Below are 18340 nucleotides of genomic sequence, written 5' to 3'. Positions count from 1 at the left end.
AAAAGCTAACAGAAAGGGTTAACGCAAACTGCGTTAACTCTTTTTTATTTATATTCATTTGAAACCATGGGCCTTCGGCCCGATATTCTCCAAAATCTCCGGATATCTTCATAATAGCGGTAATGGGGTACCGGTTCGAGCCTAAGGTCTCTCACCTTTAAAGCCTCAAAAAGGGAGTAAGGAATAAATTCCTAACTCCCTTTAATTCGCATTTAATACGATTCCCCATTACTGCTATTATAGAATCCGAGATTTTTCCGAATATCAGGCCTCAGGAGGGAAGAATAAATAAAAAGTTAATCCTTTCTTGAATAAGAGAAGGTGACAGGTGTGTGCAATACTGAGTTCTCTGGCGCGGGGAAGGGAGAATATAAAGTGTGTGCTGAAAAATGGGTAAAGAAAAAACGGATGAGGATTCATCCGTTTTGTTGTATTTTATGACAGAAGAAGGTGAGCGAGAGTAGGTCTGCGCTGCCTCCAGGGCTGAGGTTACGCTCGATAAGGACGTTGTCGTAGTCCTCGAGTCGGTTAGCGAGCTGCTCTTCTGTGAGGTTTTTGGCTTCTTCGAATAATTGTTGTGCTTCTTGTTGCACTTGTTTATACGCATCGATTCCGCCACGGTGAATAAGGTTTCCGTCTTCGACAAATGTCATTAGATACAGAAGAAGGAGTAGGTCGCGGTGACGTGGTGTGTGCGTGTCTAGTGTATTGTAATAGTCGAGGGCTTTTGCAAGGCTTGGGTAGCCTGTTGCTGCTTCGCCTCGAATTCCTGTGATGCCATGTTCGACGTAGAGTTTTTCACCGTAAGAGAGATGTTCTTTTTGGTCGAGGTTGGCAAAGTCCACTTCGATGAGGTGGCGCGTCATTAGGTGGCAGTAATGCAAGGCTTCAGGAATGTCGCCTTTTGTATGAGCTGTAGCCCCTAAGACGAGGGCAAAGGAGAAGTTGGCTCCTTTATGAGTGTTAATATTGTTGGTAGCGGCCATCATTGCGTCTTCGGCTTGTTTTCCAAGGAATCGAAGCTCGTTAAATAAGTCGAGTGGAGTGCCATTGTGGCGGCTTCCTGCTTCGGCGTAGGCCAGTAAATAAGGGCGGAGAGCAACGATACTTTGATAGAAGGTTTCCTTTGTCATGTCCTTATGAGCGCCGACAGAAATAGGGTCCACTAAGCCGGGTTTTGGCGCGAGATTGACTTCTTGTAGAAGTGCGTCTGTAGCCACTTTTGCTAAAAACTCAGGATTAATCAATGTGTAATTTCTCCATCTGTTTCAAAATAAATTGTAATGAGCGGTCTAAGTGCTCGTGTGTAATCAGCGTGATTTGTTCCACATCGTTATTGAGCATGCCGCGATAGATGAGTTTGTGTTCCTCGAGCGCTTTTGTACGGCGTTCTGATGAACGGATCGATAGGTCGCGGAAGTAAATCACGTATGTACGTAATTCAAATACGATTTCTTTTAGACGTGTCATTTGGCATTTTTCGTAGATGAAATCATTGAAAGTCGTGAAGTTTGCAAGTACTTCGTCGACTTTGTCTTCGTTGTTGAGACGTTCGCATTCTTCGAGGATGCCGCTCAACTCTTTGAAGTCTTCTTTCGTCATAAGTTTCATCGCATTAATTGTTGCCAATGTGTCGAGTGATTTTCTAATTTCGTAAATTTCATGGGCATCTTTAATGGAAATTCCTTTTACGATGACACCAATCTTAGGGATGTGCTCTACTAGGTGCTCTTTCGTTAACTCGTTAAGAGCGTAGCGAATGGGTGTACGGCTGATGTTTAACTCAGTCGAGAATTCTTTCTCGTTAATACGCGTACCTGCAGGGATTTCTCCTAAGATAATCGTTTTACGAAATGCTTCGTAGAGCGAAATTTTAAGAGGTTTGTTTTGGGTAATATCTAAATTTTTCTTTACCGCTTGGATAATCGCTGACATAGTAGCCTCCTGGAAATTATTGTAAACATTAGAAATAGTATAAACGATAAGATGGTAAAATGCACAAAAAAAGACTTGTTAGGCTAAGCCTAAACAAGTCTTTTTCACAAATTCAATTGTTTGATTATTGTGGTAAGTATAATGGCATGTGACCCATTAATACGATTGTTACAACGAAGATGACGAAGATAACAGCTGCGTATTTAGCTGATTCTTTTTGCCATTCACCCATGTCTAATCCTGTTAGACGTAATAGTAAGTAGATGAACGCTACTAATGGGCTTAATAAGTGGAATGCTTGACCCATTAATGAAGCTAATGCCATTTGCATATCTGTGAAGCCGTATTGACGTCCAACTTCAGCGAATGGAATTAATACTCCGTAGTAGAATCCGTCGTTTGTTAAGAAGAATGTACCAGGGATCGAGATTAATGCAATGATTAATGACCAGAATCCTGCTAATTGTTTAGGGATGATTTGAACGATGCTATCTGTTAAAGCAGTTGCCATTCCAGTTCCTTGGAATAATCCCATGAATACTCCGGCACCGAATACTAGTAATACTACTTGTACAGCATCCCCAGCGTTGTCCCCAATACGTTTAGATTGAGCTTTTAAGTCTGGGTAGTTAATCATTAAGGCTAAACCTGTACCAACTAAGAATAATACAACTGGTTTCACTTCGATTGAATTGATGAATGAACCAGCAACTAACCAACCGATTAATACGATTGTTAAGATAGCGTTGATTACGAAGTTTTGTGGACGACGTTTTTCTAATACTTCAGGATCAGAAATTGTAGTCAATTCGTTTAATTCTTCTTCAGTTAATTCTTGGATACCTAAACGAGCGCGTTCTTTTTTACCCATTGAGCGAGCAACAAAGAAGATTACGTAAAGAACTGAAAGAATCATACCTGGTGCTAAGTAAGCTAGGATATCTGCTTCTACACCAAGAACTGACATCGCACGAGCAGTAGGTCCGCCCCATGGTAATAAGTTCATGATAGTGTTTTGTAAGATAATAAGAACCCCTAAGTTCATTAATTTCATGTCTAATTTTTTGTAAATTGGCACGAAAGCTGAGCAGCAGATTAATGTAGTTGTTGTTCCGTCACCGTTTAATGATACGGCAGCAGCAACGATAGCAGTAGCCATCAATACTTTCATTGGGTCGCCTTTAGCGAAGCGAATCATTTTGTTAGTGATTGGATCGAATAATCCAGCGTCTAACATTGTAGAGAAGTAAAGGATTGCGAATAGAAGCATAATTCCTGTTTCAGCAGTCCCTTTCATCGCTGTTAATTTATCTTTTGAGTTATTTCCGAATAACCCTTGGCGAATTAATGTACCGATGTTAACGTCTTGGACTTGACCTGTAGCAACTAAAATAATTGCAAAAACTAATGGAATTAATACTAAAGCTGTAAATGGTGACATTTTTTTCTTCATGATAACGTACATGAAAATTGCCATCATTACGTAAGCTGAAATTGTGATAACCATCATATCTTCCTTTCTTTATTAAAAAAATTTGTTTTTTTAGTTGGAGAACCGTTCAGTCGCTAAAACCTGAATGGGAGCTCCACGAACTCATTGGGTAGAATGAATTCGTTTACTTATAGCGATATCTTAAACAATATTTAATAAAAAAGATAGTGTTTTCATAACGAAAAACATTAAAAGAACAGTTTGATGTGACAAATTGAGCATAACTTTTATATCCTATATATAATAAAACACCAAAAGAACAGGGAAAACCCCAGTTTCTAGTTTAGGAATGATAATGTTTTCTGTATAATAATTGCATGTAGATTATGTTGGGAAGGGAGTGAAGGAATGGGAATTCTCCAACGATTATTTGGCAAGAAGAATTCTGAAGCAACGGAACACGCATCGACGCAGTCTGCACAGACAGAATCTGAATGGGAAAAATTAGAAGCTTTTGTACCGGTAGAAGCAGAAGAAGCTAAGCACGTCTCCATCATTGCAGCGGCGATTGCGGCATCAGATTATCCTGAAAGCCAATTTGTGGTCAAACGCGTCCTTAAACGCAACCCAGAAACCAAGATTATCTCGGTTATTGCCTCAGCGATTGCTGCAGGTGAATCAAACGACAGTCAATGGGCTGTTAAAGAAATCTACCAAAAACGCAAATCATAATATATTTTAGGAGGAATGTTACGATATGTTACGTAAATTCAAAATTAAAGTAGACGGTCAAGAGTACCAAGTAGAAATGGAAGAAATCGGAGCAGTTGCCCCAGCAGCTCCTGTAGCACCAGTTGCAGCTCCAGCGGCACCTGCAGCACCAGCAGTAGAAGCTGCTCCAGCTCCAGCAGCTCCTGTAGCATCAACACCAGCCGGCGCAGACGCAATGCCATCTCCAATGCCAGGGAACATCTTACGTATTTTAGTAAACGTAGGAGACACTGTTACTGAAAACCAACCATTAATGATTTTAGAAGCAATGAAAATGGAAAACGAAATCGTTGCAGCTAAAGCAGGGGTTGTAGCAGGAATTCACGTTAAAGAAGGTCAAGTGGTAAACCCAGGAGACGCTTTAATTACAATTAACTAATTTTAATAACTTTCAAGGAGTGAAACAGTGGAAACATTAGTTCAAAATATAATGTCTATTACTGGCGGCCAAATCTTCATGATGCTTGTCGGTGCCCTATTAATGTACTTAGGGATTAAAAAAGAGTACGAACCAACATTATTAGTACCAATGGGATTAGGTACAATTTTAGTAAACTTCCCTGGAACTGGGGTTCTTGACCAAGTCGTTGGTGGACAACAACAACACGGGGTTCTACAAATCTTATTCGAAATCGGTATCGAAACTGAATTATTCCCATTATTAATCTTCATCGGTATCGGTGCGATGATCGACTTCGGTCCATTATTACAAAACCCATTCATGTTATTATTCGGTGCGGCAGCTCAATTCGGTATTTTCTTCGTAGTCGTTGTAGCTGTATTATTCGGATTTGACATTCGTGAAGCAGCTTCAATCGGTATCATCGGTGCTGCTGACGGCCCTACATCAATCTTCGTTGCGAACCAATTAGCCCCTCAATTACTTGGAGCGATTACGGTTGCGGCCTACTCATACATGGCGCTTGTTCCGATTATCCAACCAATCGCTATCAAGATGGTTACAACAAAAGCAGAACGTCGTATTCGTATGACATACCACGCTTCAGGCGTATCTAAATTAACTAAAATCTTGTTCCCAATCATTATCACAATTGTGGCAGGTTTCATTGCTCCAATTTCATTACCACTTGTTGGATTCTTAATGTTTGGTAACTTATTACGTGAATGTGGCGTTTTAGATAACTTAGCTCAAGCGGCTCAAAATGAATTAGTAAACATTGTTTCTATTCTATTAGGGATTACAATCTCAGTTAAAATGCAAGCTGATTTATTCTTAAATGTTCAAACATTAATGATCATCTTGTTCGGTTTAGTAGCCTTCATCATGGACTCAATCGGTGGTGTGGTATTTGCTAAAATCTTGAACTTATTCCGTAGAGAAAAGATCAACCCAATGATCGGAGCTGCAGGTATCTCTGCATTCCCAATGTCAAGTCGTGTTATCCAAAAAATGGCGACAGACGAAGATCCTCAAAACTTCATCTTAATGTACGCTGTTGGAGCTAATGTTTCTGGACAAATCGCTTCAGTTATTGCTGGTGGATTATTATTATCATTCTTCATGTAATAATATAGAAGGAAAAGGAGGAAAACGATGACTTTCAACGCAGAACATTTAACACAAGCTTTCGAATTAATGGCTTTAGGGATGGGTGGAGTTTTCCTAGTATTAGGAATTCTATATGCCGTTTCTGCTCTTTTATTAAAAGCATTCCCGCCAGGTAAGGAGTAAGATTCATGGAAAATTTCATTCTCAAACGGTTATGGCTCGATCGCGATAAAAAAGCACGCCAAGATTGGGAATGGTTAATGGATCAGGCTAACCTTGGTAAAACAGAGCAGGTTGATTATACAATTGCGATTTACCATACTTCTGGTGAACCTGCAGCAACCGGTTCTTTAGACCGCAACATTTTAAAATGTTTAGTGGTTTGTAAAAAGTATCAATCAGAAAATCTGTTAACGCATCTCGTGATGGCGCTCTTAGATGAATTAAGAGAACGTTCTTATACAAATAGTTTTGTCTACACGAAGCCAAAGAATATTGTCTTCTTTAAATCTTTGGGGTATCGCGTAGTTGCCGAGACAGAAAATCTTGCCTTTTTAGAACAAGGCATTCCGTCCTTTAGTGATTACTTGAAATTGCTAAAAGAACATTTCGTAGAAGGAACTAGCAATAGTGCGATTGTCATGAATGCGAATCCTTTTACACTGGGACACCAATACTTGGTAGAAACGGCTGCTCGTCAGTCGAGCCACCTCTACGTATTCGTTGTTTCCGAGGATCGTTCGTTCTTTCATACGAATGACCGAATGGAAATGGTGAAACGAGGCGTGAGTCATCTGCCGAACGTAACGGTGCTTCCGACTAGAGACTATATGGTCTCTAGCGCTACTTTCCCATCGTACTTCTTGAAAGAGAAGGCGGATTTGGAAGTGGCAAAAGTGCAAGCAACATTGGATGCAACACTCTTCTTAGAAAACATTGTTCCAACGTTACAATTGACCAAACGTTATGTTGGTCAAGAACCACTCTCTCCAGTAACCTCCGTTTATAATGACGCGCTAAGAGCTGCTTTTGGGAGCGACTTAGAGCTAGTGATTATAGACAGACTTTCTGCCGGGGACGAAGTGGTGAGTGCGACGCGGGTGCGCGCTGCCATTCAAGACAAAAACGTAGACGAGTTGAAACAGCTCGTTCCAGCAACTACGTATCATTATTTAGAAGAAAAACATTTCATTGGTTAAAATCCAAAAGAAAAGGTGGAAACAATAATGGAAATTAAAAAAAGTGCAGTAGTCGGCACTTTGGAATCAAGTGACATCATGATCACTTTAAATCCAAGTACCGCTGGTCGAATCGACATTCAATTAGAAAGTAGTGTCGAAAAACAATTCGGAAATCAAATCCGTCGTGTGATCGAAGAAACTTTAAAAGAATTAGGGGTTACTTCAGTAGAAGTCATCGCAGTTGATAAAGGTGCTTTAGATTGCACAATTCAAGCTCGTACAGTGACAGTGGTTCACCGTGCAGCAGAAGTTGAAAACTACGACTGGAAGGAGATCGACTCATGGAACGCTTAAGAAGAACAATGATGTTCGTACCTGGTTCAAACGCAGCAATGTTGCGTGACGCTCCACTTTACGGCGCAGACTCAATTATGTTTGACTTAGAAGATGCTGTTTCTTTAAAAGAAAAAGACTCAGCTCGTGTATTAGTACATTTCGCTTTAAAAACTTTTGACTACAGCAATGTAGAAACAGTTGTACGTATTAACGGTTTAGATACAACAGGTGCTTTAGATATTGAAGCCGTTGTATTAGCTGGTGTTAACGTTGTTCGTTTACCAAAAACTGAAACAGCTCAAGATATCGTAGACGTGGATGAAATCATCACTCGCGTTGAACGTGAAAACAACATCCCAGTAGGTCGCACTAAAATGATGGCTGCGATTGAATCTGCTGAAGGTGTGTTAAACGCTCGCGAAATCGCTAAAGCAAGTGACCGTTTAATCGGTATCGCTTTAGGTGCTGAAGACTACGTAACAAACATGAAAACTCGTCGTTACCCTGATGGACAAGAGTTATTCTTCGCTCGTAGCATGATTTTACACGCGGCTCGTGCTGCAGGAATCGCTGCAATCGATACTGTTTACTCTAACGTAGACAACATGGATGGATTCCGTGAAGAAGTAGAACGCATCAAACAATTAGGTTTCGATGGAAAATCTGTTATTAATCCTCGTCAAATTCCTGTGGTTAATAAAGTTTATGCACCAACAGAAAAAGAAATTCAAAACGCTAAAGAAGTTATTTGGGGAATTCGTGAAGCTGAAGCTAAAGGATCAGGTGTTATCTCAGTTAACGGTAAAATGGTCGATAAACCAATCGTGGAACGTGCTGAGCGCGTAATCGCATTGGCAAAAGCGGCTGGATTGATTAGCGAGGAGGAAATTTAAGATGGTATTAAATAAAGCTGGACGTGAAATTCCACAAGAATATGCAGATCAATATGGGGTATACGAAGGTGAGTTAGCTCGCATTAAACCTTATGAAGCAGCTAGCCGTAAAATCAAACCTGTTGAACCTCGTCAAGAAAAATTATTAGGTAGCATTCGTGAAGCTATCGAAAAAACTGGCTTAAAAGATGGCATGACAATCTCATTCCACCACCACTTCCGTGAAGGAGACTATGTAATCAACATGGTTATGGATGAAATTGCAAAAATGGGGATTAAAAACCTATCAATCGCGCCTTCTTCAATCGCGAACGTACACGAACCATTAATCGAACACATCAAAAATGGTGTCATTACAAACATCACTTCATCTGGTTTACGTGATAAATTAGGGGCAGCCATCTCTAGCGGTATCATGGAAAACCCAGTTGTGATTCGTTCACATGGTGGACGTGCTCGTGCGATTACTGCAGGAGACATCCACATCGACGTTGCCTTCCTTGGAGCTCCAAGTTCTGACGAGTACGGTAACATCAATGGTACAAAAGGAAAAGCAACTTGCGGTTCTTTAGGATACGCAATGATCGACGCTAAATACGCTGACCAAGTAGTTGCCATTACTGACAGCCTTGTACCTTATCCAAACACTCCAATCAGCATTCCGCAAACAGACGTGGACTACGTGGTTGTTGTAGATGAAATCGGGGATCCTAAAGGGATTGCCAAAGGGGCAACTCGTTTCACGAAGAACCCTAAAGAATTATTAATCGCAGAATACGCTTCTAAAGTAATCACTGGTTCTCCATATTACAAAGAAGGATTCTCATTCCAAACTGGTACAGGTGGAGCTTCTCTTGCTGCAACTCGTTTCATCCGTGAAGCAATGATTAAAGACGGCATCAAAGCAAGCTTTGTACTTGGTGGTATTACAAACTCAATGTGCGAATTGTTAGAAGAAGGTTTAGTTGAGAAAGTCATCGACGTTCAAGACTTCGACCACCCATCAGCAATTTCACTTGCAAACAATGCAAACCACTATGAAATCGACGCAAGCATGTATGCAAACCCATTATCTAAAGGTTCAGTAATTAACCGTTTAGACGTTGCAATTCTTTCTGCTTTAGAAGTAGATACAGACTTCAACGTAAACGTAATGACAGGTTCTGACGGAGTTATCCGTGGAGCTTCAGGTGGTCACTGTGATACAGCCTTTGCTTCAAAAATGTCAATGGTTATCAGCCCATTAGTACGTGGACGCATCCCTACATTCGTAGAATCAGTAAATACTGTGATTACTCCTGGTACAAGTGTGGACGTGGTTGTTACTGAAATCGGTATTGCGATCAACCCTAACCGTCAAGACTTAATTGAACACTTCAAAGGGTTAGATGTACCTCAATACACAATCAAAGAATTACAAGAAAAAGCATACAGCATCGTTGGAAACCCAGAACCAATCCAATATGGTGATAAAGTGGTTGCGGTAATCGAATACCGTGATGGAAGCATCATCGACGTTGTTCGCAATGTTTAATTCTTTGTTTGATGGAGCACCGGTGGATATCATGCAAATGCTTGATGCCAGAGAAAGACGTGCTCGTACCCAACAACAATTACTAGAACAATTCAATCCGTGTGTGCTCGTGTCCATCACGCTGAATATTCCAGGTCCTGTTAAAAATTCAGAGGCGATTACAGCCGTCTTCGCCTCTGTCATTTCTGAATTAGATGAGGCGTTAATGCCTTTTGAAAACCTTCATCAAGAAGACTTCTCGCTTGGGACAGGAATGGAATTTTACCGCGTACTTCGCGCAAATGCACTTCGTGTAAAGCGCGCTTGTACGGAATTTGAAGAAGGACACCCACTCGGACGATTACTCGATATCGATGTCGTGGAAATGGCTGGAGAGACTCCAACGCCAATTTCCAGAACAACTCTTGGAATGACTCCAAGACGTTGTTTTATCTGCAATGAGGAAGCAAAAGTGTGCGCCCGTTCTAGAAAGCACACGGTCCCAGAGATGCAAGAGCATATTGCGCGCATCGTTGCAGCATACACATCCATCGAAAGACCTTAAGAAAGGAAGATATTATGAGCAAAATTATCCGTTTAACTGAAACGGTTTTGCGTGACGGACAACAAAGTCAAATCGCGACTCGTATGTCAACTGAAGATATGTTACCGATCTTGGAAACATTAGACCAAGCTGGCTTCCATGCGTTAGAAGTATGGGGAGGAGCAACTTTTGACTCTTGTATTCGTTTCTTGAATGAAGACCCATGGGAACGTCTACGTCAAATTCGCGCAGCAGTTAAAGATACAAAATTGCAAATGTTATTACGTGGACAAAACCTATTAGGATACCGTAACTATGCTGATGATGTGGTACGTTTATTCGTAGAAAAATCTGTACAAAACGGAATCGACATTATTCGTGTATTCGATGCTTTAAACGATGTTCGTAACATGAAGACATCCATCGAAGCAACAAAATTAGCAGGCGGACACTGCCAAACAGCAATCTCTTACACAACAAGTCCAGTTCACACTGTGGACTATTATGTTGATTTAGTAGGACGCATGGCAGAATTCGGTGCAGATTCAATCTGTATTAAAGACATGGCTGGGGTATTAACACCTCAAACAGGTTACGAATTAGTAAGCCGTATTAAAGAAAAAACTGATCTTCCTTTAGAAGTTCACACTCACGCTACAAGTGGTATTTCTGAAATGACTTACTTAAAAGTAGCTGAAGCAGGTGCAGACATCATCGACACTTGCTTATCATCATTCTCTGGTGGTACAAGCCAACCTGCAACTGAATCTATGGTGTTATCTTTAGAAGAATTAGGATTTAATACTGGCGTGGACATGAAGAAAGTAGAAGAAGCAACAGCTCACTTCAACGGCATTCGTGATAAATTCCGTGCAGAAGGAATCTTAAACCCTAAAGTAAAAGATACAGAACCAAAAACATTAATTTACCAAGTACCTGGTGGAATGTTATCAAACCTATTAAGTCAATTAACAGAACAAGGCTTAGCTGACAAATACGACGAAGTATTAGCAGAAGTGCCAAAAGTACGTGCGGACTTAGGGTACCCACCACTTGTAACGCCATTATCACAAATGGTTGGGACACAAGCGGTAATGAACGTGATTTCAGGCGAACGTTTCAAACTCGTTCCAAAAGAAATCAAAGACTATGTTTTAGGATTATATGGACAAGCTCCAGCAGAAATTAATCCTGAAGTAAAAGCGAAAATTATTGGAGATGCAGAAGTTGTGACAGTTCGTCCAGCTGACTTAATCGAAGATCAATTACCAGAAATCCGTGAAGAGATTAAAGAGTACGCTAAATCTGATGAAGATGTATTAATGTACGCACTCTTCCCGCAACAAGCAAAAGACTTCTTAGGACGTCGTGAAGATCCATTCTACGATGTACCATTACAAACAGTAGAAGTTACTTTAGACTTAAAATAGTTTTGCTAGAAAGCTGAAAAGCTAGGCCCCGCAGCCCGGCTTTTCAGCTTTTTGTGTGCTTTAAACTGTGTTATAATGAATAGAATAGACAAATGTAAAGGAAGTGAAGGAATGGGACGTTTTAGAGAAGATATGGATACTTATAAGAGAAATGATCCAGCGGCAAGAAGCAGCTTGGAAATCGTCTTGACGTACCCAGGATATCACGCAACGGTCTTACACCGGGTGGCGCATTGGTTCCATACGAAGGCGAAAATGAGACTCCTTGCACGGATGGTCGCTGGATTTAGCAGATTCCTAACGGGCATCGAGATTCATCCAGGCGCAACGATCGGAAGACGATTCTTTATCGACCATGGCATGGGAATCGTTATCGGTGAGACCACTATTATTGGAGATGACGTGAGAATGTTCCATGCGGTGACCTTAGGCGGAACCGGGAAAGATACAGGCAAGCGTCATCCAACCATCGAAAACGGCGTGCTTTTATCAGCGCATTCGCAAGTCATTGGACCTGTAACGGTTGGAGAATATGCCAAGATTGGAGCAGCGGCAGTTGTGTTAGACGACATTCCTGCACACACCACAGCGGTTGGACTGCCGGCACGAGTGGTCCGCGTCCATACACCAGAAGAAATTGAAAGAGATACGACTATCGGAGGAAACTTATGATTCAAATCTACAATACCTTAACAAGACAAAAAGAAGCATTTAAACCGATTAAAGAAGGAAAAGTGAGCATGTATGTGTGCGGGCCAACGGTTTATAACTATATTCATATCGGAAATGCACGTAGTACGGTTTCCTTTGATACGATTCGTCGTTACTTTGAATACCGCGGTTATGACGTGAATTTCGTTTCGAACTTTACAGATGTGGATGATAAAATTATTCGCGTGGCCAACGAAACAGGCATGACGGCTGAAGAAGTCTCAAAGAAATATATCGAAGCGTTCTTTGAAGATACAAACGCCCTAAACGTGAAGAAGGCAACACTAAATCCAACGGTAATGAACACAATGGATGACATTATTGCCTTTGTAGCAGATTTAATCGAAAAAGGCATGGCGTATGAATCAGAAGGCGATGTGTATTTCATCACTGAGAAATTCGAAGGATACGGAAAACTCAGCGACCAACGTATCGAAGACTTACAAATGGGTGCAAGTAATCGTACAGCCTCAGAAGATGATGCGAAGAAACGCAATCCGTTAGACTTTGCATTGTGGAAGAGCGCAAAACCAAATGAAATTAGCTGGAACTCTCCATGGGGCAAGGGACGCCCAGGATGGCATATTGAATGCTCGGTAATGGCGACAAAACACTTAGGAGATACGATTGATATTCACGGTGGTGGACAAGACTTAGCGTTCCCTCACCACGAAAATGAAATCGCGCAAAGTGAGTCAAAAACTGGCAAGAAATTTGCGAACTACTGGATGCATAATGCGTTTGTGACGATGGGCGAAGAGAAAATGAGTAAATCTCTTGGAAACTTCGTGCTTGTTCATGACTTAATCCAACAACTCGACCCACAAGTACTTCGTTTCTTCTTAGCAAGTGCGCACTATCGTCGTCCATTAAAATTTAGTGAAGCGGCTCTTCAAGAAGCTGCCGTGAACCTTGAAAAAGTACAAACGACCTTCAAGAATGCACGCTACCGCTTAGAAACAGCCGTGGATGCATTGCCAGAAGATGCAGAACGCTTAGCAAAATTCGAAGCAATTGAAGCGGAATTCCAAAAAGAAATGGATGATGACTTTAATGCGGCAAACGGTATGACGGTGTTATATCAATGGTTGAAAGAATGGAATGTGTATTTAGAACAAGAAGTCGTTTCAAAAGCAGTACTCGAAGCGCTCCTTGAAAAAGCAACTGTTCTATTTGGAATCTTCGGTATCGTTGAAAAACAAGAAGCACTGCTCGACGATGATATTCAAGCATTAATCGATGAACGTCTTGAAGCGCGTAAAGCGAAAAACTTTGCTCGCAGTGACGAGATTCGTGATTTACTAAAAGAACAAGGGATTGTATTAGAAGACACTCCACAAGGAACAAGATGGAGAAGAGAAGCATGACAGAAAAAAACTGGAAGCTGCTAAACGGTTTGGCCTTGGCTTACATGGGTGACGGGATTTATGAAGTGTATGTCAGAAATCACGTGATGCAAAAAGGACTTACAAAGCCAAATCAATTACATGCGACCGCAACAAAATTTGTTTCGGCAAAGGCACAAGCGCGCTTGATGCAACAAATGCTGGAACAAGAAAACTTCTTAACGGAAGAAGAATTAGAAATATACAAACGAGGACGCAATAGTAAGAGTCATACGGTTGCCAAAAATGCAGATGTAGGGACTTACCGTATTGCGACTGGTTTTGAAGCATTAATGGGGTACTTATATTTATCAGGCCAACAAGCCCGACTAGAAGAACTCATTAATTGGTGCTTACAACAAGTGGAAGGTGAACAGTAACATGGCACGAAATGAATATGCACCAAAGAAAAAATCAAGAAACGGAAATCGTCCAGACCGTGGGCGTCCTGAACGTAGTGAAAAGAGACAACGTCCTGCTCGTGAACACGTGGAACGCGTAGAAACTCAAGAAGTAGTAGACTTCGTGTTTGGTCGCCATGCAGTGGTAGAAGCCTTGCAAACGCCGGACCGCGTGAACCGTGTCTTTATTCAAGAAGGAACTTCTGGACGAGATGCTGCAAAAGTCATTGAACTCGCACGTGAAAAGGGTATTCAAGTTCAAACCGTTCCAAAGACGAAGATTGAAGATCTTGTCGGCAATGCCGTTCACCAAGGACTCGTGGCTTCGATTGCAGCCTACGAATATGCCGACTTAGAAGACGTCTTTAAGAAGGCCGAAGAAAAAGGCGAAGATCCATTTATCGTGATTTTAGACGGAGTGGAAGATCCGCATAATTTAGGAAGTATTTTACGTACGGCAGACGCAACAGGCGTTCATGGGATTATTATTCCAAAACGCAGATCGGCTTCATTGACAGCGACTGTTGCCAAAGCCTCAACGGGTGCCATCGAGCATGTGCCGGTTGTTCGCGTGACGAATTTAACGCAGACGATTGAACAATTGAAGGCGCGTGGCATTTGGGTGTTTGGGACCGACATGAATGGAACGGACTACCGCAAATGGAATACAAGTGGCCCTCTTGCGATTGTGATGGGGAATGAAGGAAAAGGCGTCTCTCGTATCGTGAAGGAAAGCGTGGACGAAATGGTGACGATTCCGATGGTGGGACATGTCCAAAGTCTGAACGCGAGCGTGGCGAGTGCCTTAATGATGTACGAAGTCTTCCGTAACCGTTCGTTATAGGAAACGGGGGATGCACATTGAAAAAGCAACTCTATATTATTGATGGCTACAATATGATTGGTGCTTGGCCGGAATTGGTGGCATTAAAGAAGCAAGATGACTTAGAGAGCGCGAGGGATTTACTCATTCAACGGTGCTCGAATTTTCAGAAATTTGAAAATATCGAAGTCTGGATTGTCTTTGATGCGCAGTTCGTACCAGGAATTACCCAGTCATTTGACGAAGCCGAAGTGAAAGTGATTTTTACGGCTGAAGGGGAGACGGCGGATAGTTATATTGAGCGTACCGTATCAGAAATGAATATGCGTCTTGTTCAAGTATCTGTAGCAACCAGTGACTTGGCCGAGCAGTGGCTCATTTTCCAAAAAGGAGCCCTGCGTAAATCAGCTAGAGATTTTTATAAGGAATTAGAAAGTAGTAGGGATAAACAAACGGAGATGGCACGAACTTTCCATCATAAAGGAAGTACGCGTCGAAATCCCTGGAGTGACGCACAAATGGCACTATTGAATCATTTGCGCTTTAGCTTAGGAGGCAGTGTAAAAAAGAAAAAATAGTGAATTAGCGCATTTCAAATACGCAACTTCACACTTTCTTCATAAATTGTGGTGTGTGATTTCATATTAATGATGTACAATCTGTGAAGAAAACTTATAATAATTATAATTTAGCTATAAAAAAGGAGTGTATGTCATGCATATCTTAATGATTGAAGATACAGAAGCAGTTTGCGAAATGATGGAGATGTTTTTTGAAAACGAAGGTTGGAAGGCAAGCTTCTATCACGATGGTAAAGAAGGTCTTGATGCGTTCTTAGAAAACCAAAACAAATGGGGCGTTGTCATCTTAGATGTGAACTTACCAAGTATGGACGGAATGCAAATTTGCCGTCAAATCCGCCAAGTGAACCAAAACGTTCCAATCGTAATGCTTACAGCACGCGATTCAGAAAGTGACCAAGTCATCGGTCTTGAAATTGGTGCGGATGACTACGTTGCAAAACCATTCAGTGCCGTAACAATCATGGCTCGTATTAAAGCATTATTACGTCGTACACAACGCGCTACTGTTGCAGACAACACATTTGCTTCAGAATTCGATGTTGAAACAGATCACGTGAAAATCAATACGAAAACACACGAAGCATTTATCGATGGCAAACAAATCGAAAACTTAACACCAAAAGAATTTGACTTATTAATGGTTATGGCGAAACACCAACGCCAAGTATTCACTCGTGAACACTTATTAACGAAGATTTGGGAAGATCCATTCTATGGTGATGAACGTACGGTTGACGCTCACATCAAGAAACTTCGCCAAAAAATCGAGGCTGTTGGTCCTCATGTAATTCATACGGTTTGGGGCGTAGGGTATAAATTTGACGATAGCGAGTTGTAATCCATGAAATACTTTTATCAGCAACTCTTCGGGTTCGTTTCCGTGGTGCTGTTAACGATTGCTGCCTGTGGAATTCTTTTCTACAACGTAATGAGTAATAATGTGTATACACAGCGGTCTCAGCAATTACAGTCGTATGCTAAAGGATTAATTGCGACTGATATGAGTGATGCGGATATTTATAAGTTGGGTACCATTTTACGCGAAGAAAATGTCAGTATAGCGATGTTTGATGAAAACAACGCGATGACCTATCCGTCTAGTAGTTTAGATACAAATTCTGCACTAACAGAGGATGAATTAAATCACTTAAAAAATGGTGCTGCGATTAACTTGAAAGAAGTTCAAATGAACTTTACCGGAGAAGCCGTAGATAACTTAATCACGGTCTACTATCCCATTATTAAAAATGGACAGTATAAAGGATATGTGGCTTTAGCCAGTCCGATGAGTCGTATTCAAACCGAAGTACGCGAACTTCGTAATTCGATGTTTATTGCGTTTGGTGCTGCGATTATCATTGGAATTATGATGAGTTTTGTTTTTGCAAACTATCAAACACGTCGGATCAACAAACTACGTAAGGCGACTCATAAGATTTCGGAAGGGGACTTCGATGTTAAACTTCCTGTCGAAAGTCGAGACGAGTTTGACGACTTAATGAAAGACTTTAACAACATGGCGCGTTCGCTGCGTGAGTCTGAAAAAGAGGTTGAGCGACAAGAAAATGTCCGCCGCCAATTTATGATGGACGTGGCGCACGAAATGCGTACACCATTGACAACCATGAATGGATTGCTCGATGGCTTGAAATACAATATGGTGCCAGAGTCTCGTCGTGGACGTTCACTGGAACTCATTTCTAGTGAAACACAACGATTGATTAGGCTTGTTAACGAAAACCTCGACTACGAGAAGATTCGTTCGAACCAGATTGTATTAGTACAACACCGTTTTGCAGGGATTGGAGCTATCCAGACCGTTGTAGAACAAATTCGCGAACTAGCGAAAGTAAAAAATAATATTTTGCGCTATGAATGCGATACAGACTTCAGCGTTTACGCCGACTATGACCGCTTTGTCCAAATCTTGGTGAACATTACAAAGAATGCCAACCAATTTACGGACAACGGGGAAATTCTAGTGAAGGCGTGGAACGAAGGTAAAAAAGCGATTGTCGAGATTTCTGATACAGGTATCGGAATTGACGAGAGAGAAATCAAAGAAATCTGGGAACGTTTCTATAAAGCAGATGTTTCAAGAAAGAGCACGAAGTACGGAGAAAGCGGCCTTGGCCTTGCGATTGTGAAGTCGCTGGTAGATAGTCACCACGGTAAAATCTCTGTGAAAAGTGAAGTTGGCAAGGGAACGACCTTTAGAGTGGTATTTCCTGGCGAAAGTGAATTGTAATTTAAGGAGAACGAACAAGGAGGAAGGAAATGTATTTACTTGGCCCATTCTATCAATGGCTAGTCCAATTATTTGATGGGCGAGTGAATCACCTTCCACTTGTTCGTTTGTTTATTTTTAGTGTAGACCACGCAATCGTCCTGTTTATCGGATGGTTGATCGTTTGGTCTATTTATTTATCTTCACGTAGAAAAGGGGAGATCTCCTGGAAGTGGGAACTCTACCGAAATTTATTTATCTTCTATATTATATTATTAGCGCAACTGACGATTTTTAGAAATACCGATGAGACCTTTACGGTAAAAGTCGTCACGCACCCGCTCTCGGATATTATGTGGGTGCCGTTTGTTGATAGCATCAAGTTATTTATGCAAGGTTCAGTCTTTGCAGCGTATTATAATGTAGTAGGAAATATCGTCTGGTTTATGCCGCTTGGATTTTTCTGCGGACTACTCTATGGCAAAAAGGATGGACAATATCGTTCGCTTTGGTATGGCTTTTGGACGTCCTTTACGATCGAGTTTTTCCAATTTATCTTCTACACCGGCGTCAGCCATATCGATGATATCATCTGTAATGTGTTCGGAAGCTGGATGGGTTTCTTACTATATCGAGGCATTATGAAATGGAGGGGAAAATAATC

At 41.3% G+C, this 18340-nt stretch carries 21 protein-coding genes; 18 read left to right on the top strand and 3 right to left on the bottom strand.

Going from position 1 to position 18340, the window contains the following annotated elements; translation table 11 throughout:
- Positions 1-416: 416 nt before the first annotated feature.
- The 3 genes from citG to O3798_RS02725 form a co-directional block, all read right to left on the bottom strand.
- A complete protein-coding gene (gene citG, locus O3798_RS02735) occupies positions 417-1247 on the bottom strand; it encodes a triphosphoribosyl-dephospho-CoA synthase CitG (RefSeq protein ID WP_371463098.1) in 831 nt (276 codons plus the stop codon).
- On the bottom strand, positions 1240-1935 hold the full coding sequence (locus tag O3798_RS02730) for a GntR family transcriptional regulator (RefSeq protein WP_371463096.1): 696 nt from the start codon (positions 1933-1935) through the stop codon (positions 1240-1242). Before O3798_RS02730 ends, citG begins: the two co-directional genes overlap by 8 nt.
- A 124-nt stretch (positions 1936-2059) precedes the next feature.
- Positions 2060-3442 carry a CitMHS family transporter gene (locus tag O3798_RS02725; protein WP_371463094.1) on the bottom strand — a complete coding sequence of 461 codons (1383 nt, stop codon included), beginning with the start codon at positions 3440-3442 and terminating at the stop codon, positions 2060-2062.
- A gap of 333 nt (positions 3443-3775) precedes the next feature.
- Here O3798_RS02725 and O3798_RS02720 point away from each other — a divergent pair, with 333 nt between their 5' ends.
- The 18 genes from O3798_RS02720 (at position 3776) to O3798_RS02635 (ending at position 18338) form a co-directional block, all read left to right on the top strand.
- Positions 3776-4099, top strand: coding sequence for a hypothetical protein (locus O3798_RS02720; RefSeq protein WP_371463092.1), 324 nt, complete (start codon positions 3776-3778; stop codon positions 4097-4099).
- A gap of 25 nt (positions 4100-4124) precedes the next feature.
- Complete coding sequence (locus O3798_RS02715) at positions 4125-4517, top strand: acetyl-CoA carboxylase biotin carboxyl carrier protein subunit (protein WP_371463090.1); 393 nt, start codon at positions 4125-4127, stop codon at positions 4515-4517.
- Between the two features lie 27 nt (positions 4518-4544).
- The gene (locus O3798_RS02710) at positions 4545-5666 is read left to right on the top strand and encodes a sodium ion-translocating decarboxylase subunit beta (protein WP_371463088.1); all 1122 of its coding nucleotides are present in this window, start codon (positions 4545-4547) and stop codon (positions 5664-5666) included.
- A 27-nt stretch (positions 5667-5693) separates the two neighbouring features.
- Positions 5694-5831, top strand: coding sequence for an OadG-related small transporter subunit (locus O3798_RS02705; protein WP_371463086.1), 138 nt, complete (start codon positions 5694-5696; stop codon positions 5829-5831).
- 5 nt (positions 5832-5836) lie between these two features.
- Positions 5837-6847, top strand: a complete 1011-nt coding sequence (citC, locus tag O3798_RS02700) for a [citrate (pro-3S)-lyase] ligase (RefSeq protein ID WP_371463084.1) — start codon at positions 5837-5839, stop codon at positions 6845-6847.
- Between the two features lie 27 nt (positions 6848-6874).
- Positions 6875-7183 carry a citrate lyase acyl carrier protein gene (citD, locus tag O3798_RS02695; protein WP_371463080.1) on the top strand — a complete coding sequence of 103 codons (309 nt, stop codon included), beginning with the start codon at positions 6875-6877 and terminating at the stop codon, positions 7181-7183.
- Positions 7171-8058: a citrate (pro-3S)-lyase subunit beta gene (gene citE, locus O3798_RS02690; protein ID WP_048709859.1), complete on the top strand. Its 888-nt coding sequence runs from the start codon at positions 7171-7173 to the stop codon at positions 8056-8058. The genes citD and citE overlap by 13 nt, the downstream gene beginning before the upstream one ends.
- A gap of 1 nt (position 8059) precedes the next feature.
- Positions 8060-9592 (top strand): citrate lyase subunit alpha, encoded by a 1533-nt coding sequence (gene citF / locus O3798_RS02685; protein ID WP_285251504.1) that lies wholly within the window; start codon positions 8060-8062, stop codon positions 9590-9592.
- Entirely contained in the window at positions 9585-10136 is a 552-nt protein-coding gene (citX, locus tag O3798_RS02680; RefSeq protein WP_371463077.1) for a citrate lyase holo-[acyl-carrier protein] synthase, read from the top strand. The genes citF and citX overlap by 8 nt, the downstream gene beginning before the upstream one ends.
- Positions 10137-10150: 14 nt before the next feature.
- Entirely contained in the window at positions 10151-11545 is a 1395-nt protein-coding gene (locus tag O3798_RS02675) for an oxaloacetate decarboxylase subunit alpha (protein ID WP_371463075.1), read from the top strand.
- Between the two features lie 111 nt (positions 11546-11656).
- Entirely contained in the window at positions 11657-12217 is a 561-nt protein-coding gene (gene epsC / locus O3798_RS02670; RefSeq protein WP_371463073.1) for a serine O-acetyltransferase EpsC, read from the top strand.
- Positions 12214-13623 (top strand): cysteine--tRNA ligase, encoded by a 1410-nt coding sequence (gene cysS / locus O3798_RS02665; protein ID WP_371463071.1) that lies wholly within the window; start codon positions 12214-12216, stop codon positions 13621-13623. Before epsC ends, cysS begins: the two co-directional genes overlap by 4 nt.
- The gene (locus O3798_RS02660) at positions 13620-14021 is read left to right on the top strand and encodes a Mini-ribonuclease 3 (RefSeq protein WP_298730205.1); all 402 of its coding nucleotides are present in this window, start codon (positions 13620-13622) and stop codon (positions 14019-14021) included. Before cysS ends, O3798_RS02660 begins: the two co-directional genes overlap by 4 nt.
- A gap of 1 nt (position 14022) precedes the next feature.
- Positions 14023-14886, top strand: coding sequence for a 23S rRNA (guanosine(2251)-2'-O)-methyltransferase RlmB (gene rlmB, locus O3798_RS02655; RefSeq protein WP_371463069.1), 864 nt, complete (start codon positions 14023-14025; stop codon positions 14884-14886).
- Between the two features lie 17 nt (positions 14887-14903).
- Complete coding sequence (locus O3798_RS02650) at positions 14904-15443, top strand: NYN domain-containing protein (protein WP_371463066.1); 540 nt, start codon at positions 14904-14906, stop codon at positions 15441-15443.
- Between the two features lie 136 nt (positions 15444-15579).
- Entirely contained in the window at positions 15580-16287 is a 708-nt protein-coding gene (locus O3798_RS02645) for a response regulator transcription factor (RefSeq protein WP_048709883.1), read from the top strand.
- 3 nt (positions 16288-16290) lie between these two features.
- Positions 16291-17697, top strand: a complete 1407-nt coding sequence (locus tag O3798_RS02640) for an ATP-binding protein (protein WP_371463064.1) — start codon at positions 16291-16293, stop codon at positions 17695-17697.
- A 29-nt stretch (positions 17698-17726) separates the two neighbouring features.
- Positions 17727-18338 carry a VanZ family protein gene (locus tag O3798_RS02635; RefSeq protein ID WP_371463062.1) on the top strand — a complete coding sequence of 204 codons (612 nt, stop codon included), beginning with the start codon at positions 17727-17729 and terminating at the stop codon, positions 18336-18338.
- Positions 18339-18340 lie beyond the last annotated feature (2 nt).

Origin of the sequence: Granulicatella sp. 20925_1_45 (assembly GCF_041433555.1) — a bacterium.
Lineage (GTDB): Bacteria > Bacillota > Bacilli > Lactobacillales > Aerococcaceae > Granulicatella.
Note: the sequence above shows the minus strand (reverse complement) of the source record. Positions and strands in the feature narration are given on the sequence as shown.